26 protein-coding genes and 1 pseudogene are annotated in these 26,104 nt (G+C 51.5%); 11 read left to right on the top strand and 16 right to left on the bottom strand.

The genetic code is table 11. The features are described from left to right. Positions 1-168: 168 nt before the first annotated feature. From BLU07_RS08295 to BLU07_RS08285, 3 genes are read left to right on the top strand one after another with little or no spacing between them, the layout of a single operon-like run. Positions 169-840, top strand: a complete 672-nt coding sequence (locus BLU07_RS08295; RefSeq protein ID WP_092385923.1) for a CsgG/HfaB family protein — start codon at positions 169-171, stop codon at positions 838-840. Beyond that, on the top strand, positions 837-1,220 hold the full coding sequence (locus tag BLU07_RS08290; protein WP_092385921.1) for a DUF4810 domain-containing protein: 384 nt from the start codon (positions 837-839) through the stop codon (positions 1,218-1,220). Before BLU07_RS08295 ends, BLU07_RS08290 begins: the two co-directional genes overlap by 4 nt. Continuing rightward, positions 1,217-1,867 (top strand): DUF799 domain-containing protein, encoded by a 651-nt coding sequence (locus tag BLU07_RS08285; RefSeq protein WP_092385919.1) that lies wholly within the window; start codon positions 1,217-1,219, stop codon positions 1,865-1,867. The genes BLU07_RS08290 and BLU07_RS08285 overlap by 4 nt, the downstream gene beginning before the upstream one ends. Positions 1,868-2,825: 958 nt before the next feature. Here the strand turns inward: BLU07_RS08285 and BLU07_RS08280 are convergent. Beyond that, positions 2,826-4,376 carry a LamG-like jellyroll fold domain-containing protein gene (locus BLU07_RS08280; protein ID WP_157719147.1) on the bottom strand — a complete coding sequence of 517 codons (1,551 nt, stop codon included), beginning with the start codon at positions 4,374-4,376 and terminating at the stop codon, positions 2,826-2,828. Positions 4,377-4,922: 546 nt separating this feature from the next. On the opposite strand from BLU07_RS08280, the gene BLU07_RS08275 reads away from it, so the two are divergent. The 3 genes from BLU07_RS08275 to BLU07_RS17745 all read left to right on the top strand — a co-directional run bounded on the left by BLU07_RS08275 (position 4,923) and on the right by BLU07_RS17745 (position 6,496). Next, on the top strand, positions 4,923-5,201 hold the full coding sequence (locus BLU07_RS08275; RefSeq protein ID WP_092385914.1) for a type II toxin-antitoxin system RelE/ParE family toxin: 279 nt from the start codon (positions 4,923-4,925) through the stop codon (positions 5,199-5,201). Between the two features lie 10 nt (positions 5,202-5,211). Further along, positions 5,212-5,526, top strand: coding sequence for a HigA family addiction module antitoxin (locus tag BLU07_RS08270; RefSeq protein ID WP_092385912.1), 315 nt, complete (start codon positions 5,212-5,214; stop codon positions 5,524-5,526). A gap of 538 nt (positions 5,527-6,064) precedes the next feature. After that, positions 6,065-6,496 carry a hypothetical protein gene (locus tag BLU07_RS17745; RefSeq protein ID WP_197675097.1) on the top strand — a complete coding sequence of 144 codons (432 nt, stop codon included), beginning with the start codon at positions 6,065-6,067 and terminating at the stop codon, positions 6,494-6,496. A gap of 2 nt (positions 6,497-6,498) precedes the next feature. Here BLU07_RS17745 and BLU07_RS17970 read toward each other — a convergent pair whose 3' ends face one another. Beyond that, positions 6,499-8,802: a hypothetical protein gene (locus BLU07_RS17970; protein ID WP_092385910.1), complete on the bottom strand. Its 2,304-nt coding sequence runs from the start codon at positions 8,800-8,802 to the stop codon at positions 6,499-6,501. A 332-nt stretch (positions 8,803-9,134) separates the two neighbouring features. Between BLU07_RS17970 and BLU07_RS08255 the strand changes: the two genes are divergently transcribed. Genes BLU07_RS08255 through BLU07_RS08240 form a run of 4 tightly spaced genes read left to right on the top strand, consistent with a single transcriptional unit; the run spans position 9,135 to position 11,737 of the window. Then, positions 9,135-9,440, top strand: coding sequence for a PepSY domain-containing protein (locus tag BLU07_RS08255; protein ID WP_092385908.1), 306 nt, complete (start codon positions 9,135-9,137; stop codon positions 9,438-9,440). Then, a complete protein-coding gene (locus BLU07_RS08250) occupies positions 9,433-9,765 on the top strand; it encodes a PepSY domain-containing protein (protein ID WP_092385906.1) in 333 nt (110 codons plus the stop codon). Before BLU07_RS08255 ends, BLU07_RS08250 begins: the two co-directional genes overlap by 8 nt. After that, positions 9,765-10,436 (top strand): response regulator transcription factor, encoded by a 672-nt coding sequence (locus BLU07_RS08245; RefSeq protein ID WP_092385904.1) that lies wholly within the window; start codon positions 9,765-9,767, stop codon positions 10,434-10,436. The genes BLU07_RS08250 and BLU07_RS08245 overlap by 1 nt, the downstream gene beginning before the upstream one ends. Then, complete coding sequence (locus BLU07_RS08240; protein ID WP_092385902.1) at positions 10,433-11,737, top strand: sensor histidine kinase; 1,305 nt, start codon at positions 10,433-10,435, stop codon at positions 11,735-11,737. Before BLU07_RS08245 ends, BLU07_RS08240 begins: the two co-directional genes overlap by 4 nt. Here the strand turns inward: BLU07_RS08240 and BLU07_RS17565 are convergent. The 5 genes from BLU07_RS17565 to BLU07_RS18065 all read right to left on the bottom strand — a co-directional run bounded on the left by BLU07_RS17565 (position 11,721) and on the right by BLU07_RS18065 (position 16,086). Next, positions 11,721-12,107 (bottom strand): hypothetical protein, encoded by a 387-nt coding sequence (locus tag BLU07_RS17565; RefSeq protein ID WP_157719145.1) that lies wholly within the window; start codon positions 12,105-12,107, stop codon positions 11,721-11,723. The two genes, BLU07_RS08240 and BLU07_RS17565, sit on opposite strands and share 17 nt — an antisense overlap. Before the next feature lie 289 nt (positions 12,108-12,396). Beyond that, positions 12,397-12,933, bottom strand: coding sequence for a GGDEF domain-containing protein (locus BLU07_RS17740; protein ID WP_231701710.1), 537 nt, complete (start codon positions 12,931-12,933; stop codon positions 12,397-12,399). Then, positions 12,822-14,051: a cache domain-containing protein gene (locus BLU07_RS08235; protein ID WP_197675095.1), complete on the bottom strand. Its 1,230-nt coding sequence runs from the start codon at positions 14,049-14,051 to the stop codon at positions 12,822-12,824. The genes BLU07_RS17740 and BLU07_RS08235 overlap by 112 nt, the downstream gene beginning before the upstream one ends. A gap of 775 nt (positions 14,052-14,826) precedes the next feature. Beyond that, the gene (gene rfbA / locus BLU07_RS08225; protein WP_092385898.1) at positions 14,827-15,705 is read right to left on the bottom strand and encodes a glucose-1-phosphate thymidylyltransferase RfbA; all 879 of its coding nucleotides are present in this window, start codon (positions 15,703-15,705) and stop codon (positions 14,827-14,829) included. A gap of 81 nt (positions 15,706-15,786) precedes the next feature. After that, positions 15,787-16,086 carry a glycosyltransferase gene (locus BLU07_RS18065; protein ID WP_407920107.1) on the bottom strand — a complete coding sequence of 100 codons (300 nt, stop codon included), beginning with the start codon at positions 16,084-16,086 and terminating at the stop codon, positions 15,787-15,789. 307 nt (positions 16,087-16,393) lie between these two features. On the opposite strand from BLU07_RS18065, the gene BLU07_RS08215 reads away from it, so the two are divergent. Beyond that, positions 16,394-17,599, top strand: a complete 1,206-nt coding sequence (locus tag BLU07_RS08215) for an IS256 family transposase (protein WP_092385894.1) — start codon at positions 16,394-16,396, stop codon at positions 17,597-17,599. A gap of 143 nt (positions 17,600-17,742) precedes the next feature. Here BLU07_RS08215 and BLU07_RS08210 read toward each other — a convergent pair whose 3' ends face one another. The 9 genes and pseudogenes from BLU07_RS08210 to BLU07_RS08180 form a co-directional block, all read right to left on the bottom strand. Next, positions 17,743-18,498 carry a class I SAM-dependent methyltransferase gene (locus tag BLU07_RS08210; RefSeq protein WP_157719140.1) on the bottom strand — a complete coding sequence of 252 codons (756 nt, stop codon included), beginning with the start codon at positions 18,496-18,498 and terminating at the stop codon, positions 17,743-17,745. Positions 18,499-18,583: 85 nt separating this feature from the next. Then, positions 18,584-19,128: pseudogene (locus tag BLU07_RS17860) on the bottom strand (transposase); the annotation flags it as partial. Between the two features lie 87 nt (positions 19,129-19,215). After that, positions 19,216-19,962: a WecB/TagA/CpsF family glycosyltransferase gene (locus BLU07_RS08205; RefSeq protein ID WP_092385890.1), complete on the bottom strand. Its 747-nt coding sequence runs from the start codon at positions 19,960-19,962 to the stop codon at positions 19,216-19,218. After that, on the bottom strand, positions 19,889-21,103 hold the full coding sequence (locus BLU07_RS17560) for a hypothetical protein (protein ID WP_157719138.1): 1,215 nt from the start codon (positions 21,101-21,103) through the stop codon (positions 19,889-19,891). The genes BLU07_RS08205 and BLU07_RS17560 overlap by 74 nt, the downstream gene beginning before the upstream one ends. Beyond that, on the bottom strand, positions 21,100-21,771 hold the full coding sequence (locus BLU07_RS08200) for a glycosyltransferase (protein WP_092385888.1): 672 nt from the start codon (positions 21,769-21,771) through the stop codon (positions 21,100-21,102). Before BLU07_RS08200 ends, BLU07_RS17560 begins: the two co-directional genes overlap by 4 nt. After that, positions 21,768-22,730 carry a glycosyltransferase family 2 protein gene (locus BLU07_RS08195; RefSeq protein WP_407920106.1) on the bottom strand — a complete coding sequence of 321 codons (963 nt, stop codon included), beginning with the start codon at positions 22,728-22,730 and terminating at the stop codon, positions 21,768-21,770. Before BLU07_RS08195 ends, BLU07_RS08200 begins: the two co-directional genes overlap by 4 nt. A 15-nt stretch (positions 22,731-22,745) precedes the next feature. Continuing rightward, positions 22,746-24,197, bottom strand: coding sequence for an MOP flippase family protein (locus BLU07_RS08190; RefSeq protein ID WP_092385884.1), 1,452 nt, complete (start codon positions 24,195-24,197; stop codon positions 22,746-22,748). Between the two features lies 1 nt (position 24,198). Further along, positions 24,199-24,891 carry a methyltransferase domain-containing protein gene (locus BLU07_RS08185; RefSeq protein WP_092385882.1) on the bottom strand — a complete coding sequence of 231 codons (693 nt, stop codon included), beginning with the start codon at positions 24,889-24,891 and terminating at the stop codon, positions 24,199-24,201. A gap of 23 nt (positions 24,892-24,914) precedes the next feature. After that, the gene (locus BLU07_RS08180; RefSeq protein WP_092385880.1) at positions 24,915-26,099 is read right to left on the bottom strand and encodes a TDP-N-acetylfucosamine:lipid II N-acetylfucosaminyltransferase; all 1,185 of its coding nucleotides are present in this window, start codon (positions 26,097-26,099) and stop codon (positions 24,915-24,917) included. Positions 26,100-26,104: the final 5 nt, after the last annotated feature.

Below are 26,104 nucleotides of genomic sequence, written 5' to 3'. Positions count from 1 at the left end.
CGAGTTGCACTCGGCAAAGCAGCCCGCGAGGGCTGCCAGGTTTAACCCAAGCAGCGCTGCGCACTGCTAGCCGAGTACAACTCGGCGTACCCGGCGCCGCACGGCTGCGGGTTTGCGTGATAATATTCGGCTGTATCCATACAAACACCACGGAAAGGATCTTTCTCGATGCAGACGCGCTATCTTTTGACCGCCAGCCTCACAACGTTGATGCTGATGACGGGTTGTGCCACTGAAACCTCGCGCAGCCTGCCGGTCGCACAGGTCAATAGCTACGGTTCGGATTACCAGGGCGAGCGCAGCCAGATCTCAGTCGGGAGTTTTGACAACCGCTCCAGCTATCAGCGAGGCATTTTCTCCGATGGTGTTGATCGTCTTGGCAACCAGGCCAAAACCACACTGGTATCCCACCTGCAGCTGACCAACCGTTTCCGGGTGCTGGAACGTACCAACATGGAGGCCTTGCGCGCCGAAGCCGGCTATAGCGGCCAGCAACAGCAAATCAAAGGCGCCCGCTACGTCATTACCGGCGACGTTACCGAATTCGGCCGCAAAGTCGTCGGGGACCAACAGCTGTTTGGCATTCTCGGTCGCGGAAAATCTCAGGTAGCCTACGCCAAAGTGGTATTGAATGTGGTCGACGTCGCCAGCTCGGAAGTTATGTACTCAACCCAGGGCGCGGGTGAGTATGAGCTGTCCAACCGGGAAGTCGTTGGCTTTGGCAGCACCGCCAGTTATGACGCCACCCTCAATGGCAAAGTACTGGATCTGGCCATCCGGGAAGCAGTCAATCGCCTGGTAGAGGGGATTGATCGGGGAGTCTGGAATCCGGCGCAATGACAAGCACTGCTCTATTTGCTCTCCACAAAGCGCGATTGCTCGGCCTGGCCTTTCTGGCCCTGGCAACTATCGGCTGCGCAACGCAGTCCTCCAACCTGTATTACTGGGGGGATTATCAGCCAGCGTTATATGCGCATCACCAGGATGGCATCACCCAGAACGCAGAACTGGCCGCAGACATTGAAGCCCTGATCGACCGGGCCCATGCGACCGGTTCCAGCGTACCTCCCGGTGTGCACGCCCACCTCGGCATGCTGTATGCGGAGATGGGCAGGAATGCGAAGGCGCACGAACAACTGCTGATTGAACAGCGCCTGTTTCCCGAGTCCGCGCATTTCATCAATTACGTACTGACGATGCACAAGGCGAATGAGCAATGAAACAATGGATTGGGTTGCTGGCGCTGGGTGCCAGTATGCTGCTCAGCGGGTGTGCCACACCGAATGCCTATGACTACAGCGCCTTCCAGGCGAGCAAGCCCCGCTCGATCCTGGTATTGCCACCGGTCAACAACTCCCTGGACCCCAAAGCGGGCTACAGCTTGCTGACACAAGTCAGCTACCCGTTGGCGGAATCCGGTTATTACGTATTTCCGGTAGCCGTCGTGCAGCAAATGTTCCATGACAACGGCCTGCATACCGCTGAAGATATTCACAACCTGCCCCTCAACAGGCTGAATGACGTCTTTGCCGCAGACGCCGTGTTGTACATCACCATCAAGCAATACGGCACCAGCTATATGGTTATTTCCAGTGACACACGTGTGACTGCCGAAGCCAGCCTGGTGGACAGCCGTTCCGGCCAGTTGCTGTGGAAAGGGCAGGCGACTGCCTCGAGCACAGAACAAAATGGCAACTCGGGTGGATTGATTGGCATGTTGGTGCAAGCCGTCGTGGACCAGGTGATCAACACCATCTCCGAACGCGGCCACCAGATCGCCGGCATTACCAGTGTTCGCTTGCTCTCCAGCCACGCACCGAATGGCATTCTACCGGGCCCACGGGCAAGGCAGAATCAGAGGCAGTAAAGGCAGCAAGAATAGAATCCTGAAAGGCACAGGAACCTCACGGAACGGAACCACCGCAATCCACGACTGCCGTCTGGGACCGCCGAGTTGCACTCGGCATAGCAGCCCGCTAGGGCTGCCGGGTTCACCTGAATCAGGCACCACACCACCAAACACCACCCCAAGCAGCGCTGCACACTGCCAGCCGAGTACAACTCGGCGTTCCCGGCAGCAGCGCCACCGGCAGGGCGGTGCACTCAACCAACATCACTCTCGGACCGACGATTGATGGAAAGGCAGCAGCTGGCACCGCCGTTGTTCGGGACCGCCATCTGGGACCGCCGAGTTGTACTCGGCACGGCAGCCCGCCAGGGCTGCCGGGTTCACCTGAATCCGGCACCACACCACCAAACACCACCCCAAGCAGCGCTGCGCACTGCCAGCCGAGTGCAACTCGGCGTTCCCGGCAGCAGCGCCACCGGCAGGGCGGTGCACTCAGCCAACATCACTTTCGGACCGACGATTGATGGAAAGGCAGCAGCTGGCACCGCCGTTGTTCGGGACCGCCATCCGGGACCGCCGAGCTTTACTCGGCACAGCAGCCCATCAGGGCTGCCGGGTTCCCTGAATCAGGCACCACACCACCAAACACCACCCCAAGCAGCGCTGCACACTGCCAGCCGAGTACAACTCGGCGTTCCCGGCAGCAGCGCCACCGGCAGGGCGGTGCACTCAACCAACATCACTCTCGGACCGACGATTGATGGAAAGGCAGCAGCTGGCACCGCCGTTGTTCGGGACCGCCATCTGGGACCGCCGAGTTGCACTCGGCACAGCAGCCCGCCAGGGCTGCCGGGTTCACCTGAATCCGGCACCACACCACCAAACACCACCCCAAGCAGCGCTGCGCACTGCCAGCCGAGTACAACTCGGCGTTCCCGGAGGCAGGAGCGAATGAATGGCGTTATATGCGATAGCATTAACCCTTGGGAGTGGGCAGGCCTGCTAGTTTCAACCGGTAGGCGCCTGCGCCCGAAACCAGAAGCACCATCATCAACCAGGCCAGAGGGCCGGTTACGGGGACGGCAAACAAAATCACCTCTATGCGCACCTCAGCCTCGCCACAAACCTGTGGCGTGCCGACATCGCAAACCCGGTAGCGGAAGCTGTCCGTGCCCACGAATGTACTATCAGGTTTATATCGGCACACACCAGCAGCACAGCTGGCCGTTCCGTTCGATGCTGCCTGGCTGAGAGCCAGACTGGCAACATCCAGCCCCGGGCCACCGGGCGCATCGGAATCATTAGCCAGAACATCAATGTACGGTGATGAGGGGTTCACGGTCACGTCATCATCAACCAGCAGGAGCAGGTTATTGACCCTGGCGACATCAGCCGATGTGTTGTTGGGACCCAGGCGGTCGCTTGTCGGCTGCACAACACGCCACTCAGCCGTATAGGCGGTATTGGGCAAGGCTGCAGGCTCAACGCTGGTGGTGACATCAAAAGCATAGGTTCCGGGAGCAATCAATCCGCTTGCAGCGCAGCTCAGGCTGCCAGACGCACCGACTGGCGGTGTTGTGCAGCTGAATGCAGGGTCTGATATCAGCGAATCAAACAGCAAACCCGCCGGTAGAGGCAAGACTATTTCCACGTCCGGCAGCAGATCACCGGGAACCAGGGTGTCGCTGCTCAGGGTGGCTGACCATGTCAATTGATCAGCCGGAGCAACGACAGCCTGAGAAACAGTGGATGTCAGGGCATAATCAAAGTCCGCACAAGCACCGCGTTCACCCTCCACCCAGTTCGAGCGGTTGCCGGTCAGATCGAATCCAGAGAGTGTGCCCGGATTGCTGCCGATCAGATCTGGCAGTGTATTCAGGCCAGTATTGTCGGCACCGGGCGTGCCAACTTCAAAGTCATAGGCATGCAGCGGAATGTCAGCCTGCAGGCAGTAGTTATTGGCAATCAGGTTGATGGTGCTGGCATCCAGAGCGGAATCCCAGATACGAACATTATCAAGCACACCGTTCAGAGTCTGATCACCATCACTGCGACTACCCAGTGTGAACGTATTATCGGCCCCCATGGATGTGCTTCCACCGAGAAGAGCGGTCGAATCCTGGCCATCCAGCCATATAGACACTTGACTGCTATTTGAACCCCAGACGAAGGCCAGGTCGGTCCAGGTGTCGTTCGCCACATTGAGTTGGCTATACCTGGAGTAGTAGGTTCCGTCATGCCTGATAATGAAATAAACCTGACCCAAACTATTGATCATTGCTGTGGCGACGTTATCAGTGTCCTCCTGGATAAAAAACAGACGCTGAGTGGTGCCGATGTCTTTTGGTTGTACCCTGAGGGTCACAGTAAAGCCATCATCCAGCAGAGTGGTCCACTGGTCAGGCAGTGCGGCAAGTGTTACGTAATCGTCATCGCCATCAAAGTCCAGGGCAGTACCCTGAGCCCAGACGGACGTTGCAGAAAATAAACACAGCAGAGCGACCAGGGCCCTTATCGGATGGTTCAACCATCGTGGTATTGAAGACTGCGCTTGAGGAGAAGGGGACTGAAGCGCTTGCTTTGTCGCCATGGCAAAAAGAAGGGAAAATCGGGATTCACTATCCATTGAATCATTCCGTTTGGGTTTTGAATGCTGGAAATTAGCACAGGCTGCTCGTCCTTGTCGTGCGTATTGTCGGCTCCTCGACCGCTGCAGCCGATGACCACCACCCACGGCATCCCGCTTTGCGGGACTACCGAGGTCCGAGATCGGCGAGTTGCACTCGGCATAGCAGCCCGTCAGGGCTGGCGGGTGTAACACAAGCAACGCTGCGCACTGCCAGCCGAGTACAACTCGGCGTTCCCGGCAACAGTGCCACCGGCAGGGCGGTGCATTCAACCAACAGCACTCCGGGCCGTGGCAATCCATTTTCACCAGACCTTTGATCGCAGACCAAAGGTAAAAGATACAAGATCTGACTCAAACCACACTCTGAAAAACACCGTTTCTCTGAGCCTGCTTCACTAAATAGTAACGCTTGACGTTACTAATGCCCTGCGTCATTATTCTCTTATGATCATATCGTTCAAGTGTAAGGATACCGAGAAGCTGGCAAGCGGGCGCCGCGTCAGACGCTTCATCAACTTTGAGCGAGTTGCCTTGAGGAAAATTCGGCAACTCCAGGCTGCAAGCCAGCTGGATGATTTAAAAGTACCGCCCGGCAATATGTTGGAGCCATTGCATGGTGACCGCCATGGTCAGTTCAGCATTAGAATTAACCGGCAGTTCCGGGTTTGCTTTCGCTGGACCAATGCTGGCGCGGAAGAGGTCGAAATTGTTGATTACCATTAGGAGGTAACTCATGCGCAATATTGAAGCTGTAACCCCAGGCGAGTTACTGAAGGAGGAGTTCCTTGAGCCGATGGGTATTTCTCAATACCGTTTGGCCAAAGAGATTGGGGTGCCTGCTCAGAGGATAGGCCAGATTATCGCTGGAAGGCGTTCGATAACAGCAGACACGGACCTGCGACTGTGTCGCTTCTTTGGTTTGTCCAATGGTTACTGGTTGCGAGCACAGGCAGCCTACGACACTGAGATTGCGGAAGATGCTCTTGAGGATCAGCTGAAAAATATTCGTCCGTGGAGTGCAGTATCCGAAACGGGGCACAGTGCATAACCCACACCTGCACGGCCATCGGTTTTCCGGGAGCGCCGAGTTGCACTCGGCAAGTAGCCCATCAGGGCTGCCGGGTTTCCGGGACCGCCGAGTTGCACTCGGCATAGCAGCCCGCCAGGGCTGGCGGGTGTAACCCAAGCAGCGCTGCGCACTGCCAGCCGAGTACAACTCGGCGTTCCCAGTAAGCGGCGCCGGCGGCAGGGCCGTGCTTGCAACCAACAACATTGTCAGACCGACGATCGATGGGTAAGCAGCAACTGGCACCACCACTCTTTGGGACCACCAGCGCCTGGGACCGCCGAATTGTACTCGGCAATGCAGCCCAAAGGGCTGCCGGGTCCATCCCAACACTTACCCAGCGCCGCTCATCTCTGAATTTGGCCTTCGACAACAACCTAAACTGGCAATGGGTGACCAGACCTCACTGCCCATCAGGTAAAAATAGAGACTGACAGCTATCCTGCCAGAGTACCCAGTCGTAAATGCGTTGAAGGCACTTTCTTGACCAAGGGTAATCCATTGGATTGCCCTTGGTCTCATGCAAACAATCGTAGAATTACCTGAATTCCTGAAATATGCATTGGGTCTTCTGAACGAAATGAACTTGCACAACTCACCAGTCTTTTACGTAAGCATTATGGTGACAATGATGGCTAATGCATTTTCAAGTATTAAACAGGGCTTGGCTGAAGCCATAGAGTTTTCTGAAGGCAAATCCAGTAAGGCTGTGGTGCATGAACTTGGCCCGCTGGATGTAAAGAAAATGACGCTGCGGCATTCCACACTATGTCATCGCGCTCGCCCAGCAGCCCAGCCACCCACACGACGTCATTGCCAGGAGCGCAACGGCGTGGCAATCCATTTGATTGTTCTCCACGCCAATGCATTGCTGGACGGCAGCCTTGCCTTGGCAAGTATTAGCCAGGTCAAGCTAATATGCTGGCTCCCAAACGGCATTGTAAGGCCATAACGTTAAGCTGTACGGCGCTGTACAAGCAGGCCGCCAGAGAGCAGCGTCAGTACCAGCAGTAACAGTCCAGCCGGATTCAGCGAAGGCACTGGGCTTATAACCGGAATTTGGGAAAAACTGATGGCCACGTTGCAATCGCCGGTCAGGTTGTCCGCTGTCCACTGCCCACTCTGTTCCTCAAAGCTGCAGCTGTCACCAACAACCGACTCGACTTGCCAGCCTTCATCAGCAGCCAGCTCTACCGACACACTGTCACCGTGATCAACGAGTTGAGTGGCTGGGCTCAGAACAGAACCGTTGCCTTCTGTCACTGTGGCGCTCACGGTGTACTGGTTAATCTCGAAACTGGCCTCAATGGCACAATCCTGTGTCAGGTTGCTCACCGTCCAGAGCTCGCCTGAGCTGTTCACGGGTGTACAGGTATCACCGCTAACCGATATCAATGACCAACCCGTGTCGGGGGTAATCTCAACCTGGCCCACAGCACCAGAAGCTACGCGCGCGAGTGCCGGGTCAACGCTACCGTTGCCAGAAATAACGCTGCTGCTCAAGTCATAACTCACCACACCGAGATAAACCCCATCACTGCGATAAATCAGTTCCATCGGATGAGCCGGGTTATCTTGCAGAAAATTACTGAAGGTGCCGGTAACACCACCATCAGCAATCAGAACCGGATACTCGGCATCAGCGGAGTAATTGCCTGAAGCAATCGACACAGACAGCGTGCCACCACTCAGCGCCGCATTGCCTTCAACCTGCAAAAGACTGGCAGCGCTGTCGGTAACGGGAAGGTTCAGCGTGGTCGTTGCCGTATCGGAGTAATTGCCGCCGACGGCCAGCACCCCGGGTGAGCTACCCAGCGTCACCGTCGTATCATTCGCCAGCGTCATATTGCCAGCCACATCGCCGTCAATCGTCCCGTTTACTAGCAAATTGGTATCGTCGCCTAGCGACAGAAAACCTGCATTGAAAGCTGCGTCAAACTGCGCACTCCCCGCGAAGATATTCAGGCCATCAGCAAAGGCGTTCTCGGCTTCCAGGACCAAGGTGCCGGTACCGGATTTATCCAGACGCACTGGCGTATTGTCGCTTGCAATGCCATCTGACAGCGTAGTTGTCAGGCCGGAATCCACGGTAATATCCAGCACGCCACCGCCCATCAGAAAGAACTCACCCCCTGCAGCCATACCGTTATTGCCGCCAGCACCGCCGGTACTGGTATTGCTGGTGAACTGACCGTTGACCACAGCGACGCTGCCGCCATCACGAACAAAAACAGCACCGCCAAAACCGGCACCTCCACCGCCGCGACCGCCTGATGAGCCAGCGTTACTCCCGTCGCCACCGCCGAAACCGCCACTGCCTCCGCTGCCTTTGGGCGAAACCGTGGTAAAAGCACCGCCACCGCCACCGCCACCAAAGCCGCCATCGCCACCCCGGCTACCGTTACCGCTTCTCGAAACGCCAGTACCACCGCCACCGCCGCCACCTGCGAAGCCACCATTACCCCCTTGGCCCCCATTGGTAACACCAAAACCGCCGCCGCCACCGCCACTGTCTGGTCCGCCATCTCCGCCATTTCCGCCTGAAACAGCACCAGCGTCCAGGCCGCCGCCGCCACCAAGCGGCCCGCCACCACTCGCACCGTCGTAATCTGTGGCATTCTGGCCATCAGACAGTTTGCCCCCACCGCCAGCACCGCCTGCTATGTCGAAATTGCCGGTAGTGGGCAATGCATCGCCGCCAATAGCCTGGTTGCTGGAAAACTGAATATTGTCCAGGCTTACATCGGCTGTACTGTCAACAAAAACCCCGCCACCCAGGCCAGCACCACCACCGCCCGAACCGCCATCGCCGGAAGAGCCTCCATTACCACCACGAGCTCGACCTTCGACAATATCCAGATTGCGTAGCGTCACAGAGATTGAGCTGCCACTGGCCTGGCCGACATGAAAAACCGAATGCAGCGCTTGTCCGCTAACGATGACCCGAGGCCCGCCTGGCGGATTCACCTCAAGATCAGTTGTTATTGGCGGCAAAGGACTCTGCAGGGTAATGGTTTGCCCGTTCATGCTGGGAGCAAAAAGAATCCGGTTTGGTGCAGACAGTGGATTATTATTGGTATCGATAATGGCTTCCCGAAGTGAGCCCGCGCCACTGTCCTGCGAATTGATAACAGCAAAGTCAAGAGCCCAGGCCGGGCTGCAAGCAAGCAGTCCGAGCAGGGTGGCTGTCAGTGAACGGGAGAAAGAAAAACGACGTGCCGCAGACCGCGGCAGACAACAAGAGGGTACTGCAAGCATAATCTTCCCTGTCTACTTTTGTGATTGTCTGGTGGTGCCGCAAAGTTATCTGTGCCATGCCTGTACGGGGTTGCTGTTCTTGCCGTTAAGGTCAAGTTCCCATTCAACCACATTGAGCCAACTGCCTAGCCAGGCACTCTCTGCTGCCTAGACCCTCAATCGTCATTGCGAGGAGCGTAGCGACGTGGCAATCCAATGCTGCAGACCAAGAATGGATCGCCACAGCCTGCGGCTTAGCGATGACGACGTAGCAATCCATTGTCAGGTTTTAAGTTTCAGTTCAGCTTCACGGGCTATGCTGCGACTGTCTTCAAACAACGGAGTATATCGTAATGAAAAAACTGATCGCAATCTCCTGTATCACCGGCCTCACCCTGACCTCGGCCAGCGCCTTTGCCGATAACATCAGCACCGAAAAGACCACTCTGCTGGTCGAGCAGGGCATTATCATGCCGCTGGAAACCCTGGAAGAAAAAGCCTTGGCCATCAAGCCCGGTCAAATTACCGACCGCGACCTGGAACAGGATGACGGCCGTTATGAATATGAACTGGATATCCGCCAGGAAGATGGCCGCAAATGGGACATCACCCTGGATGCCAGCAGCGGCGAAGCAATCAAGATCGAGCTTGATGACTGATCTGCGTCGCGCACTCAAACCCGCCGCCCTGTGCGGCTGGTTGTGCATCGGCAGCCTGCTGGCGGGGGGCTTGCTGGCTGATGATATTGATCAGGAGCAGGTACTGAGGCTGGTCGAGCAGGGCCGCATTCTACCCCTGCAAAGCCTGATCGACGATGCCCTGCAGCGATTCCCCGGGCGCTTTCTCGAAGCCGAACTCGAGTTCGATGATGGCCGCTACGAGTATGAAATTGAAGTCATCACCCGGGACGGACGTGTACTCGAACTCGAGTATGATGCGGTAACCGGCACTTTGCTGGATATCGATATCGACGAGGACGACTAATGCGCCTGCTACTTGCCGAAGACTCCATAGCACTGGCCGACAGCCTGACCCAAAGCCTTCGCCAAGCCGGTTATGCGGTTGACTGGCGCACCGATGGCCGCGATGTGCAGTTGCTGGGCGAACAGGAAACCTACGACCTCTGTATTCTTGACCTCGGCCTGCCCGGACGTGGCGGGCTTGAGGTGCTGCAGAACTGGCGCGACCAGAGGCTGAGCATGCCGGTGCTGGTGCTCACCGCCCGCGGCAGCTGGGCCGAACGGGTCGAAGGCCTGCGTGCTGGAGCCGACGACTACCTGAGCAAGCCCTTCCACCCGGAGGAGTTACTCCTCCGACTGCAGGCGCTTCTGCGCCGCAGTCATGGCCGTGAACCGCAACAGGCGCTTGATGCCGCCGGCCTGACACTCGATGAATCGACCCAGCAAGTTTCCGGCCCCGGCCTGCATGCCGTGCAATTGTCTGCCACCGAATTTCGCCTGTTGCGTTACCTGATGCTGCATGCGGGCCAGATCCTGTCGAAAACCCGCCTCGCCGAGCACCTTTACGACTATGAAGCCGAGCGTGACTCAAACGTCATCGAAGTACAAATCAATCACCTGCGCCGCAAACTCGGCAAACAGGCTATTGAAACACGTCGCGGCCAGGGCTATGTGCTGGTCGGGCTGACACCATGAAATCGATCAGCCGGCAACTGGGGACAGGCCTGCTGCTGGTCCTGCTGGCCACCGTCATACTGGTCGGGCAGAGCGCCATCTGGCTGTTCGACCAGGCCCAGCGCGACTACCTGGGCAAAGACCTGCAACGGGAAAGTGATGCCCTGCTTGCAGCCCTCAGCCGAAACGCGGAAGGGGTTTTTCTCGACGCCTCCCGCGTTAGCCCCGATTACTTGCGCCCCTTTTCCGGCCGTTATTACCTGATCGAAACCGACAACAACCGCTGGCGCTCGCGCTCGCTGTGGGATCAGCGTCTGCCCACCGCCGATAGCAGCGGCCGCTTTGCCTTGGCTGCCGGCCCCCAGGGCCAGCAACTGCTGGTGCGCACCGACCGTTTTGAACGCTTCGGGCAAAGCGTGCAGATCAGTGTCGCACTGGATTATCAGCCCCAGCTCGCCGCCTTTCAACGCGCCCGGCTCTGGTTATGGCTGCTCGGTGGGCTGGCCGTACTGGTCAGCCTGCTGCTGCAACAAAGCCTGCTGCAACTCGCCCTGCGTCCATTGCGCCAGGCCCGCCAGGAAGTGGCCGAATGGCAGGCCGGTGAACGCCTGATGCTGAGTGACGACGTACCCCGAGAATTCATGCCACTGGTCAAGGAAATCAATCACCTGGGCGCGCAAATGGACAGCATCATCCAGCGCTCACGGCGCGACGTCGGCGACCTCAGCCACGCCCTGAAAACCCCACTGGCCGTGATCGAAAGTCTGCTGGTCAAACCCCAACTGCAAGCAGACGACCGCGCGGTTATACAGACCCAACTGCAGGGTATGCGCCGCCAACTCGAACGCGCCCTGCAACGCGCCCGTCTGGCCCCGGAAAGTCACGCCGGCCAACGCTTTGCTCCGGCAACTGATCTGCCCCTGTTGATAACCTCATTGCGACAGGTGCATGGCCAGCACCTGCACATCAGCCATCCCGACTACCCGAGCGGCCAGCAGTGGCCCTTTGACCGTGAAGACATGCTCGAGCTGCTCGGCAACCTGCTCGACAACGCCTGCAAATGGGCCAACAGTCAGATTCGGCTGGACTGGACGCTGGACAACCAGCAGTTGCAACTCAGCCTCGAAGATGACGGCCCCGGGATCAGCGCAGGGGAACGCCAGCAAGCCACGCAACGCGGCACCCGCCTGGACCAAAGCGTCAACGGCCATGGCCTCGGCCTCGCTATCGTCCGCGACCTGGTCGATACCTACCAGGGGCAGCTAGAGCTGCAAGACAGCCCCCTCGGCGGCCTCAACGTCAAACTCACCCTGAAAAAATAATGCATGTCATTGCGAGGAGCGCAGCGACGTGACAATCCAATGGTGCAGGCCAAAAATGGATCGCCACAGCCTGCGGCTTCGCGATGACGGCGATATCAACCACCTGCCACCCCGTATCATTGAACGCAGTGGTCGCATGCAAACGTATTAACTGCTCAACCGATTGACCTTCAGGCAGAAGAATGTCACCCAGCGCCTTGCCATAGGAGTCTCTTTTTCGTCCTATTGCTCGCGCCTTGATCGCATCTGTTGCAGCACTTGCACCCTCAAACCCCAGTGACGGTACTGGAGGGTCCCGAGGGGCCTCCTCAAATACCCGGTTATCCACCACTGAGGCAATATAAACAGAGCCCTTTTGCCCACTCGCCATACTGGCATCGGGCGTAGCGATTGGAATGACACTGCGATTGCCAACAAAAATTTTCCTGACTTCATATAACGTCCTTCGTAAGTCAGTTTGTTGTATTTCACCCGCCTGATACCGACCAGGCCAAGGAGGCCAGAAAGGATGAAAATAGCCATTTAAGAGGGGGCGATAGTATCGACGTCAGAGCGGCGGGTTACAGGTATATTAACTGTTCACATCAAGTATTCATTTAATTCGATGAATATGTCACTTGCCGACGGGAAGGGCGGCGGTGCCTGGCTATAACAGCGAGTCAGGCGCAGGCAACTCGGTTGCGGCCCTGATGCTTGGCGCGGTACAGCGCCTCGTCAGCCCGCTCAAACAGTTTATCAAGCGCCTCATCCTCAGCCCGCACCTGGCTCAGCCCAATACTTACCGTAATGCGCAGATCAGCAACAAACCGGCTGTTTTCAACCGTCTCGCGGATTTTTTCGGCCACAGCCAGCGCATCCGGCTGCGCCAGAGTTTCAGGCAGCAGCAGCGCAAACTCCTCACCACCATATCGAGCCAACACATCAGTCACCCGTACCTGATCGTGCAAAACCCCAGCCAGTTCGCGCAATACCTGATCGCCCAGCGCATGGCCATGCACATCATTCACCTGTTTGAAGTGATCAATATCCAGAATCAGACAACTGAAAGGCCGTTGCGTGCGCTGAAAAGCGTGCCACAGCTCCATCAGCTTCTCATCAAAGGAACGCCGGTTGGCAATGCCGGTAAGCGCATCCTCAGTCGCCAGCTTCTCAAGCCTAAGGTTGGCCGCCGACAACTCCCGAGTCCGTTCAGCCACTTGTTGCTCCAGCGACAAAGTGCCAGTAACTCGCTTTCCTGTTGCAGCAACGAATCGGTCATATAACGGATCGACTCCACCAACTGTTTCAGCTCCCGGGTATGCTCCGCCTGGGGATAGTCAACCTTGCCATTGCGACTGGTCACCGAACGGGCCGCCGCCGCCAACTGCTCAATCGGACGACTGAGCTGGGCGGACAACCTCCGAGCTATCAGCACAAACATCAGCGCGGACAGCACACCCAGTAACCACAGATGATTACGCAAAGATTCCGCTGGCCCCAATGCCGCATGCAAAGGCTGACGCACAACGATACGCCAGCCAAGCCCTGGCTCCAGGCCGGTATTCACATCCTGCACAACAGTAAAATACTCCTCACCATCCGCCCAGCGCATGCGCAGATAATGACCGTGATCCGCGCCGATCTGTGGCAAATGGGTGGTACCAACAAAGGCCAAAGGGTAGATAATATTATCGCGGCTGTCGGCAATCAGTAACTCAATGCCTGAATCGTCCAGCCCCGCCGTCATCACCGACTCGACCGTCTCCGTCACCCAGCGCCAGTGGGCATGGGCACCCAGCACACCGCGCGTTTTGCCATCTGGGCCCTTGATGGGCGCAGCAAAATCGATAAACCGCAAGGGTTGATCCGGCGATGCATTTTCCAGCTTCTTGGCCAGCAATAGCGCCTCATGCACATCACCGATAAAACGCCCCTTCAACGCCGCCTGAAACCAGGGCCGCTGATCCACCTGCACATCAATCAGCAAGCCTCCGGTAGACTGCGTGATACGTCCATCCACACCGGACACACCAATCCAGGCATATTCATTATTCGTCTGCTGGCGCATCTCCAGCACCTCACGAATAACGGCGCTGCCCAGATCCCCGTTGACCAGCAAAGGCGAACGCGCCAAAAGCGCAATTTCCTTTTCACGTTCGCGCAGATGGGTCTCCAGCAAGTCAGTTGCAGACTTGGCCCGCTGAAACAGCAGCTCTCCGCTGTGGGCAGCAAGCGCCCCGGTGGCAATATTGCCGACATAAAAACCCGCAGCGAGCAAAATAATCAGGGAAAGGCCACCAAACCACAGCGTCAGTTCGGTGCGAAGACTGTACACATGAGGCATGTACCTGGAGGGCATCGAGGGGCAACTCCTTATTATTTTTGCTGCCAGTCACAACGCCTCACAGTATGCGCCCAAAGCCGGCCACTGGCCACTTCAACCCACCATTACACCCTGCAAGAAGCGAGCGCCCGTTCCCGGCAGCAGCGCCACCGGCAGCACCGTGCACTCAACCAATATCATTATCGGACCGACGATCAATGGGTAAGCAGCCGCTGGCACCGCCACTCTTTGGGACCACCAGCGCCTGGGACCGCCGAGTTGCACTCGGCAAAGCAGCTCGCAAGGGCTGCCGGGTTTAACCCAAGCAGCGCTGCGCACTGCCAGCCGAGTGCAACTCGGCGTTCCCGGCAGCAGTGCCACCGGCAGGGCGGTGCATGCAAACAACAGCACTGTCGGACCGACGACGATGGGTAAGCAGCAACTGGCACCGCCACGCTTTGGGACCACCAGCGTCTGGGAGCGCCGAGTTGCACTCGGCATAGTAGCCCGCCAGGGCTGGCGGGTTTAACTCAAGCAGCGCTACGCACTGCCAGCCGAGTGCAACTCGGCGTTCCCGGCAGCAGTGCCACCGGCAGGGCGGTGCTTGCAACCAACAACACTGTCGGACCGACGATCGATGGGTAAGCAGCAGCTGGCACCGCCACGCTTTGGGACCACCACCGCCTGGGAACGCCGAGTTGCACTCGGCACAGCAGCCCATCAGGGCTGCCGGGTCCAACCCTACAATCACCAGATAACGCTACGACTCAAACCCGCACTTAACGCCTTAACTAGGTTGCTGATTCACCAGCAACTTGTGCAGGTACTGACCATATCCGGTCTTGCTGAGCGCGTTGGCTTGCTCTTCCAATTGCGCTGCGTCCAGCCAACCCTGGTGATAGGCTATTTCTTCCAGGCAAGCGACCTTCAGTCCCTGGCGCGACTCAATGGTATGTACAAAATGGCTGGCTTCCATCAGGGAGTCATGGGTACCGGTATCCAGCCAGGCGAAACCTCGCCCGAGCAAGCTCACATGCAGATCGCCACGCTGCAGATAGGCATTGTTGATATCAGTAATCTCCAGCTCACCACGGTGAGAAGGTTTTACCTGTCTGGCGATGTCGACCACGTCGCTATCATAAAAATACAATCCGGTTACCGCATAGCTGGACTTTGGTATCGCAGGTTTTTCTTCTATGGAGATAGCTTTTCCATTGCTACCAAACTCAACGACACCAAAACGCTCTGGATCGCTAACGTGGTAGCCAAATACCGTCGCGCCTTTCTCACGTGACGCAGCTTCATGCAGCATGGCACTGAAGCCATAGCCATAAAAAATGTTATCACCAAGAATCAGGCAGACATTGCTGTCGCCAATGAACTTCTCGCCAATAAGGAAGGCCTGAGCCAGACCGTCAGGGGAGGGCTGCTCCGCATAGCTGAGTTCAATACCAAAATCCGAGCCATTTCCCAGTAGTTTACGAAAGCAGGGGAGATCTTCTGGTGTTGAGATGACCAGCACTTCACGAATGCCCGCCAACATAAGAACAGACAGCGGATAATAAATCATTGGTTTATCGTAGATTGGCAACAGCTGCTTTGAAACGCCACGGGTAATAGGGTGCAAACGGGTTCCAGAGCCGCCGGCGAGGATGATGCCTTTCATGAAAACTCCTTTTCAGAACATAACCAATTTAAGTGGGCACCGACAGTTGCTGTCCTGTGAATGAGATAGGCTGACTTGTAATTATTTGGATGGGTACCACTTAGTCAGCAATTGTTCGTATTCACCAAGGACTCGCTCCCATGTGAAACGCTCTTTGTAGCGGGCTCGACTAGCCGCTTTCCGGTGACGCCTGGCCTGTTCGTGAGAATGAGCGTTGGCAACCATGCAGGCAGTCTTCCAAGCTTCGACTTGCTCCGGATACAGACCGTGCTTGCGGCAATATTCGCTGCGCTCCGCCTCGGTCATTGGGGCAGTCTCCAGAACAATGCGGCACTTCTCTTCTCTACTCCACTTTTTAGGAGTGGCTGAGTTCGACGGCAAAACGGAACCTCGATCTCTGGCTGCTTCACTCCAATTGTACAAGATCGCGGTTCATGCCTTCCCGACCTGCTCGCTCGGCCACCGTCAGGCTATGAGGTGGGGCCATCTTCTAGAGGATGGCTTCCTCACGTTCCGGTGAGTAATGGGCATGGTTGTCCTCTGAAATTATCAGGCGATAACTACGCTGACACATAGGCTCTCGGCTTGCTTGAGGATTGCCATAATCGGGCTATCGGAAAAACGTGATTTTTGGTAGTGTTCATAATTCTGTGTCACCTCTTTAATCTACTCATCAGAGAGGTGAACCATGAGCAAACCCACATTCGACATTGACGCCGCCCTGCAAGCCCTGCGTGACGGCCAGGATTTGACCGGTAAAGACGGCATTCTCACGCCGTTGATCAAGCAACTCACCGAAGCCGCCATGCAGGCTGAGTTGGACAATCATCTTGCCAAAGAGGCCACGCCGAACCGCAAGAATGGCACGACTGGCAAGACCATGAAAGGCCCCGTCGGCAGCTTCGAATTGAAGACGCCCCGTGACCGCAGCGGCACCTTCGAGCCCCAGCTTATCAAGAAACACCAGACGCACCTGACCGATGAGCTGGAGCGCAAAATCCTGGCCCTGTTTGCGCTCGGCAACAGGTACCAGGACATCCGCGCTCACATTGCTGAGTTATATGATATTGAGCTGTCCAACGGCACCATCAATGCTGTCACCGACAAACTTCTGCCAGAGCTACAGGCATGGCGAGAGCGTGATCTTGAAGTCATCTATCCAATTGTCTGGCTTGACGCCATTCACTACAAAATCAAGGAAAACGGGCGTTACGTCAGCAAGGCCATCTACACCATTCTCGCCCTGAACATCGAGGGAAAGAAGGAGCTGCTTGGCCTGTATCTGTCCGACCAGGAAGGCGCCCATCACTGGCTCTCCGTGCTGACAGACCTCTACAATCGTGGCGTTAAGGACATCCTGATCGCCTGTGTAGATGGCCTGAAAGGCTTCCCGGAAGCCATCGAGAGCATTTACCCGAAAACGGAAATCCAGCATTGCGTGATTCACCAGATCCGCAACTCGCTGAAGTATGTCGCATCGAAAAACCAGAAAGCCTTCATGGCTGATCTGAAGCCCGTCTACAAGGCTGCAACGCTGAACGCCGCAGAAATCGCACTCGATGAACTGGAAGCCAAATGGGGCGAGAAATATCCAATGGTGATCAAGTCTTGGCGGGGCAAATGGCCAACCCTATCGGCCTACTTCAAATATCCCGATTACGTCCGCACTGCGATTTACACCACCAATGCGGTGGAGGCTGTGCATCGCCAGTTCCGCAAGCTGACCAAGACCAAGGGCGGCTTTGCCAGTGAGAACGCCTTACTGAAGCTGCTCTATGCCGGTATACTCAAGGCATCCGAGCGCTGGACCCACCCCGTTCAGAACTGGAACCTGACGCTGTCGCAGATGGCCATCCACTTCCCCGAGCGCCTGGACGAATACATCAGTCTGTGACGCTGCTGTCGGTGACACAGAGTTTTGAACACCCTCTGATTTTTCCATGAAGAGTCTCGCTGCGTTTAGCTTACGGAAAATTCTACTTTTGAGCGCTCCGGTTCCTCGCTTTAACTGCCTGTTTTTACGTTAGATGGATATCTTCAGTTGCTAGCTTTTTGAAAAACAAAAACTTTTTCACCACGAAGTAAACCATTATTGACAACATCTACACCTTCAGCGGTTATCTCCTGAAACAGGTTAAATCCACTCTCAGAAATCCTGTCCCTAAAGTCTTTACCGTAAAACCTTATGTGATCATCTTTCCCAAAGTGTACCCAACGCTCTAAATCAGTACAGATATTGTCATTTTCATAGGTTTTATCCCACCCCTCAATGATAGGGACTTGACAAATAAGAATTCCATTTTTCTTCAAAATTCTAGATAGTTCTCTAGATGCTTTCCTATCATCAACATGTTCTAACACATGGTTTGCAATGACAATGTCGTACTTCTCATCACCTAAATCTATATCTTCTATATTTAATTTTATATCAGACTCTGCAAATAAATCAGCAGTACAGTAATCAGAAAAACGATCTCTAAAAATTTTTTCTAAAATCGGTTCTGGAGCAAAATGTAAAACAGCAGCATTCTTGTTATCAAAATTCAAAATCGATCCACGTTCAACTCCCAACATGAGGAGTCGATGGCGCTCAAGAGAACCACATTTTGGACAACACGCGTCAAGCCTCGTCGGCCGTCCAAACCCCTTAAAAAAACCCTCATAACCACAAATGTTGCAGTGCCTTTTAGCAATTGGAGTTCTATCGGACCTAGCATTTATAATTGCTTTAATTTCATTTGTGATAGATTTCGGAAGTATTTTTTTTGCGGCGGACTTAATTAGCTTCTTCATATTTTCCCCTAGATTTAACCGTAAAATTTTCATGTACATATAAGCTGGTGTTAATGGCCGTCGGCACGACCTGCGGCTTGGGCTACTCACGAACCAGCCGCTTGCAGGGCTTGATCCGCATGTTCAGTTACAGTTTCCGGTAAATCCGATAAACGCGCTTGTGGCTCCAGGAGTGTCTTTTCACGTTGCGCAAGTACAGGAAAAATAGGCTAAAGCCAAGTTGCGCTTGTTGTGAATTAACCCCACCAGCAGGTCGGCGCTCTCCGCATTTTTACTTCTGAGTTTGGCTTGGAAGCGATAAAGGATTCGCTGACACTCAAGATGGCGCAGGCCAACGAATACTGCAACGGGCATCAGCAACCGCTTTGTGTGCCATCTCAAGACGTAGAGATCGCTTTAAAACTTCCCTTCCAGGGCTTCTTTAAGCAGCTCTGACTAGAGACGCTCTTCGGCATACATTCTCTTTAACCGCCGGTTTTCATCTTCGAGCTCTTTCAGACACTTCATCATTGACGTAACCATGCCGCCGAACTTGGCTCGTCATTTGTAAAAGCTGGCACTGCACATGCGGTGTTCACGGTACAGCTCGGGTACCGGCACGCCGTTCTCAGCTTGTTTGAGAATTGCCATAATTTGGCTATCGGAAAAACGTGATTTTTCATGCAGAATTTCGTTGCGGTTAGCTCTACTTTTGAGCTCTCTGGTTTTTAGAGGGAATTACCTTATAGTTGATTGATTATATTTTTTATATCGGTAATAATCGTGAACGAAGAAATAAAGAAAACGAATAAGATCAATAGTATAGCGACTAAAAAGCTTGGGCTCGTCGTAGATTCGGTATAGCCAGCGAAGATTATACTTGTCTGCCCAGGTTGGGTAATAGGTATTTCCTCTTTTTGCTGTTTGATGTAAAAAACCACCGCAAGTGTATCCAGTGCCGCGCCAGCCAGCTTTAGTTAATTCATCTAAAAACTCTTCCTGGCGAGGTGTACCCATACCACATATGACGATATCAGGGGCAGCAGAGCGGATTTCATTTAAAACATCTTCTTTGGGGCGCTCTGGAGGGAAAAAACCTGAATATACTGCAATGATATTCAGGCCAGGGTGTTTTTGACAGAAATTACTTGCAGCAATTCTAGCGACTCCTGTTTCACCGCCCACAAGTATTATTGACTCATTGGTTCTTGAGGCGCGCTCAAAAACAGCGGGGGCAAGCGATGTCATATCAAAGCTTAAACGACGAACTGGGATTCCAATTCTATTTAATACGATGCAAAGTAAGATTCCATCTATGTGAATAGATGTAAAGTTTTCCAAAAGTTCAATATGTTTCCGAAGAATACCGTAAGAATAGTGATTTATGAAGGTAGTATTCTCCCCTGAATTACTATTGATTTGGCAGGAGCTTTTGTTTTTTTCCGATATGAGTCTTAGGATGTCTGATGATTGTTTCTTTTTCATGTGTACCTTTAAGTGCTATAAAAAAAAGCAATGCTAATGGTGAGAATATGCTATTAAATGATGAGACCGAAAGCGCTGAAAGTAACATGATAGTTATAAAGCAGATTGCATCTTTAGATGAAAACTTGCAAAGTTTAAGTGTTGAATAATAAAATATTATTATAAATAATAAGCCCAATACTCCATGATCAAATATAACCCGCAGTATATATGAATGCAATATTACTGAGTAACATGTCTGGTCTCCGGATAAGCTGTATAAGTCATCATAGTAGCTTAGAATAGAACAGGTTGCTCCACTTAAAGGGGTGATCGGCTTAGTTCCTAAAAGAAAGTCAAAAATGCTCCAATGTCTGATTTCGTAGAGAAAGATATTGAAGAATTTAAACCTGTCTATTGTTTCAATGGTTAACTCTCCGCGCGATGTTACTACATAGTAAACTATTGCTACTACAGCAGGGAGAACTATGATGTATATAATGCTGCGATAGTTTAGCTGGGACAAGTGCGCAAAGAAAAATACAGCTAAAAAAGTTAAGGCTGCACTTCTTGAGCCTGATAATACGATTATTACTGCCAGCAAGGGTAAGATTGCTTTCGGTAAGGATGTTCTAATACTTAAAAGATAATAAAGTAATATGAGGAAAATAAGTTCAAAATTGTTTTCACCATAAAGGCCTGGGCGGTCAGCCATTCGCGGTGTAAATTCAGCGACTCTAGAGTAACTATATTTTAACAAAAAACAAAAAATCAAAAAGTAAAAAAAATACAAAACAAGCTTTGGGTCTACATTTTTTGATTTTATAAGAAAGGGGATGGGGAGTAAGTAAAAAAAGGCTTTATATGCTTGTAAGTAATCCAGGGTATGCGTTGGCTTGGTCTGGTAAGCTATTACTGAAGTAGTGACCAAGTATACTAATAATACAGCAAACAAAGGCAGCAGTTCACGCTTTGGTTTAGTAGCGATTAAGCTTGCTGATATAAGAAAGGTGAATTCAAGAATGCCAAAGGCTGGAAGCCAGTTGTAATCATATGGTGATGATAGACCTGAAATGGCAAGTAAGGCTAGAGTTATTAGGGTTAGTGAGTATGGACCTGATTTTAATAATAACCTAGGAATGTTAGGAGCTAATATTTTCATGAATCAGCTCTTGAAGTAAGTAGTTTTTTTTTGGCGATTCGTTTGATTCTTTCATATAGGCTCATCTCCCAGCTTTTTCCCCAATGGTGAATGGCATAGGTGTTATGAGTAATATCGGCATACATTAAGTTTTTTGTTTCTCTTTCGATATCATAAGGGTTGTATGGATAAAAATATTCTGAAGGCAGCACTTTTATATTGGTGTCATCCATATTCATGATTGCTTGGATAGCTACTTCTGGCGCAATTAAATACGGCATATTGGTTTTGAAACGATGATCTATTATTTTCATGCATTCTGTAGTGAATAAATGTTTTGTAGTTGCACCAAAAATTGCTGTGTTAGGTCTCCCGTTAGATTCTTCACCCAAAAAGCAAAATGAATCGAGTAACGGCGTAAGAGGTTTTATTACCTCCATGTCTGTATCTAAGTATACTCCACCAAATTTATGGACTACACGCATTCGGATATAGTCAGATATGAATGCCCACTGCCGTTTCTTGAATGAATATTTAAGGAAAGGTGTATCAAAGTCAGTATTTGTTTCATCCCATCTCATTATTTCAAAATCGGGATTAGTTTGTTTCCAGGACTCAATGCACCGACGGTGTAACGGAGGTAGAGTGTTTCCGCCGAACCAGCAGTAGTGTAGTCTTTTTTCTATCATTGCTTTTTCCAAGCTTTACTGTTTAAAAAAGTTCGAGATTTCCAAAGTTTAAATATATCAATTATACGTAGTAGTGTTCTGCTTATTAGGCTGGGTGAAAAAAGCAGCAAGAAATGAATGTTAAAATTTTTGAGTTTTATTGGTGTTTCTTTCAAATATGGCAGTAGTTTTTTTCGGTAATAAGCTGTCGCGTTGGTGTCTTGGTTTCTTATAGCATTGCCAATATGCCTTTTGCAAAAATTCACAACATGTTTTTTATCTGACAGGTACTGTTCAATAAAGTAATCAGTTGCAGCTAAGTTTTGTTTGTTGCTCATCCTGAGAGGATTTATTTGTTCATTAATGATAATGGTTTTAGATGAGCTGAAATAAATTTTTTCATTGTTGTCAGATGCCCTGGCGGCGAACCCCCAGTCTTGATGTTTATTTTGTCTGTCATCAAATAATGTTTCTTTGTAAAAATACTTACATATGCTAATGGTTGAGGTTCGGAAGTCGCTTTGATTGTTGCCAAATAAGTATTCACGCATATCTGACAGGATGAATTCGCTGCGCTTTATGTTCTCATCCTTGATTTTTTGATTGCTTGCTAAGTTAAAATCGCTAAATATAATGCCTGCCTTTGTTCTTTTATGTGTTTCTATTCTTTGTTCGATGTGTTCTGGCATAAACAAATCGTCGCTATCCAATAGAAATATATAATCAGAGCTTGATAGTTTTAATCCAAGGTTTCTGCTTGTAGCAGCATTGCTTTTTACTTTCTTTTCAATAAGCCGTATTGGAAATCTTTTAAAATTTTCGGTTTTATTTTTTAGGATACCTAGATCGTCTGATTTGTCATCTATTAGAATAACTTCTGCTTCAATATTTGCTGTTTGTTTTTCAATGCTATTCAATGATTCTTCAATGAATTGCGAGCTGTTATATATCGGTATTATAATTGAGCATTTCTCTATCATCATATGCTTACAGAGTTATAGTTCATTATTGGTTTGATTTCTCAGTATTTTAAATATCTCTTTTTCGAAAAGATAAAGATACACCACATACGTCAATATGCAGAAAAGTCCGCCACTGACGAGCCGTAATACGGGATTGTTTATTTCGTTTCCCTCAACCAATGAAGCTCCCGCCCAGCCTATAGCCATTACTACTGTAAATAAGGTGAAAAAATGTCTGGCTATTGGCCAGTAGTCAACTTTGGATATTCTTGCAATTATGACATGCCAGAACGTTCCTAGCGTGATGGACAAAGCGACTAAAATGTTGACTGCAGTATGTGCGGAGGGGGATATCATTAACCCCAGGGTGAGCGCGGTCACGATAGAAACAGACCATACAACATTCCACCAAAAGCCCACATCCGCTCTTCCCAGGGCCAGCACAATCGCCCCACCGGGATTGCCCAGCGCCCGCAGCATACCTACAAGCGCAAGGGCTGGAATCAATTCAGCGGTAGCGGACCATCCAGTACCAAATACAATCCGAACGACGTCATGCGAGAAGAAGAACAGAAAGGCAAGTATTGGCAAGGTAACCAAAGACAATGCCTTCACATTGAATGTGTAATATCGGTTCAGAGCCGTGAAGTCATTCTGAACCTTGGAATAGACCGGGAAAGCAACCTTGGTAACAATGGGGTTGATCTTGCTGACTGGAAAAATGATGAGTTGCCATGCCAGGTTGTAAAAGCCGGCTGCACTCATTCCCACCATTTTCCCGATAAGCAATTTGTCAGCGTTGGTAGCGAGGTAGTTGATACAGCGATCACCCATTTGGTACAGGCCAAATCCATAGAACCCTTTCAGTTCGGCGTGCCGATAAACAAGCGACGGCCTGTGATATTCGCGCAAGCCAACCCAGAGAAACAAGGCGCTTGCCAGGCCTGCCTGGGCCAGCATTGCGTATACAAGGGCCAATACACCCGCTCCCTGTAAAGCGAAGTAAACAGCTACAACAAGAGATCCTGCAGCTGCAATGATATCGATGGTTTCCGTATAGCGAAATTGCAGCGCCTTTTGGCAAAGTACTCGATACTGATTGCCGATTGCGACCAGAATAAAAACACCGGAAAGGGTTTTCATCAGCCCGGAGATTCTGGGTTCGTCGAAGAAGTCTGCTGCCAAAGGGGAGATCGCCATTACAATCAGGCAAAGCACAATCCCCGACGCGATGTTCAGCCAGTACAGGCTTGACAGCTGTGTATGGGTTATATTTTGCCGCTGAATAATGGCGTTGCTGATTCCCATGTCCTGGAAGGCCTGAGAGAATCCGATGACCACCATCATTACCGCCATGAGGCCGAAATCGGCCGGGTCCAGAAGGCGAGCTAGAATAGATAGCTGAGCAAACTGAAAGGCAGTGATAAGCAAGGTTGACCAAGCGGTCCATTTAACACCGCTAACCGCTTGAGCCTTCAAGCTCATTTCAGGATTTCCTTGCGGTTACATAGTAGCCACTGGTTTCCAGGTCCCAATTGCGATCCAGTTTGTCGAGTAGTGGCGCTGTTTTCTGATTCACAAACCATATCACGCTCAAAATGGCCCCTATAAGCCAGCGAAGAGGCTTTGGCCCTTTTATCAATCGTCTACTGAAATAATTGGCTTTCAGGATCCACATAGAGAAAAAGCCTGATTGCGCTTCCACCAAGATATCCCTGAATCCTGCTTTCTCGAGCATATACTTCAAGCCGTAAGGTGTATAACGGAAAAAATCGTAAGGAGCTTCGTGTATCCACCACTGCCAAGGCACCTGAAGGACAATATTGCCCCCTGGCTTCAGGATGCGGAAGGCTTCATCCAGCATATTTTGTGGTTCACAAAGATGTTCCAGGACTGAAAGTGACACGATGGTGTCTGCCACGTCAGACTCAATGGGAAAAGGTTTATTCAAATCAGCTGCAATGTCAGCTTTCGTGTTGTGCAGGCTGCCTGTCCAATCAACCCCTACATAGCGGTCAGCATAAGTCAGAAAAAAATCTTTGTACGGTGACTCGCCACAGCCCAAGTCGTAGAGTGTTCCATTATATCGGTCTACATATTTTATTAAGAACTGATCTCCAATATCATATGCCAACCAATTATGGAGTTTTCTGTTGTGATGATTCTTGCTTATTTTCATTTATTTTCTCGACCGTCAAGTCGTTAATGCTTTTTTGAATCTGTGTTGTATTGCTGGCTTAGAGAAAACGCATTGTTGATGAGTTGCTCGGTTCTTCTAAATGCTTTTTCTCGCGACCAGTAATTGCTGACAGTTTTTCTATTCCAGGCTCGCTCAGCTCTGGAGAGGGGGGTGTTAATAAGGTCATGATTGTTTTCCAGCTCTTCCATCGTGGATAGCTGAATACCCAAGCTATTAAAAAAACGGAACACTGGGTTTTCAGTGCGGACAAATACTCGGGCTCCCAGGTAAAGCATGATCACGATATTTCCAACCGCTTGCTGACGCTTATGATTCATTATTACGTAGCCGCATTTCCTTATGGTCTTGACGTAATCTTCAATAGGCATGAACGTATTTAAAGATTCACAGTTTTCGCCGAAGTAGTCCTTGCCAAGGGTCGATATCAGTTTGCTGTATTCCAATTGGCCGTAGCTTAAGGGGACAACAACTTTTCGGTCACTTATCCCTATGCTTTTCAATATGTCGAAGGCTTCAGCGTGGTTGCACTCTAAGGACGCACTATTTCCTACAAGAATGGAATTTCCGCTCACGCTCTCAGTTTCAAAGCCTTTTATCAAATTATCCTCTATGGTTCCATAATTCCAAATGGCATGGTCAGGAAATCGCTTCCAATTCTTGGAATTTTTGACCATATCAAATTCAGATGGGAGGACAGGCGCAAATATCGTTAGGCGCTCAATGGCTTTTTTCTTTGAAGCGATAACACCCAAGAACACAGCTGATTTCTTAATTATTTTCTTGATGACATATATGGGTGTTGTTGGTTCGAGCCTTTTTGAAAGATTAAGCGTTTTCTCAAGCAGTAATGTATCTTTCCCGAGCGTATCCTCGTAGTAGTCATACCCCCATCCAAGCCATATTGTCGCCTTGTTTATGGGTATGTTGAATATTTCTGGATATGTTAAGTGTGAGAATGAATGAAAAACTATTATTTCATATCTGTTGTAGATTTCTCTATCTACAGCGGCCCTTGTAAAGAATAATTTGTTTTTTAATACTACTTTTGCAGTCTGAAGCTTAACGTATTGAAGCGGCGTTGTTTTGGTGAAAATTATCACGTCGTTCTTGCCCGGAAATACACTTTCAAATACAGGGATGGCCTGCTCTATGAATTTATCGTCCGTTGCAATATGTAGGATTTTCATAACAA

The sequence above is a fragment of the Halopseudomonas salegens genome (assembly GCF_900105655.1).
Lineage (GTDB): Bacteria > Pseudomonadota > Gammaproteobacteria > Pseudomonadales > Pseudomonadaceae > Halopseudomonas > Halopseudomonas salegens.
This window is presented reverse-complemented; position numbering and strand designations above follow the sequence as displayed.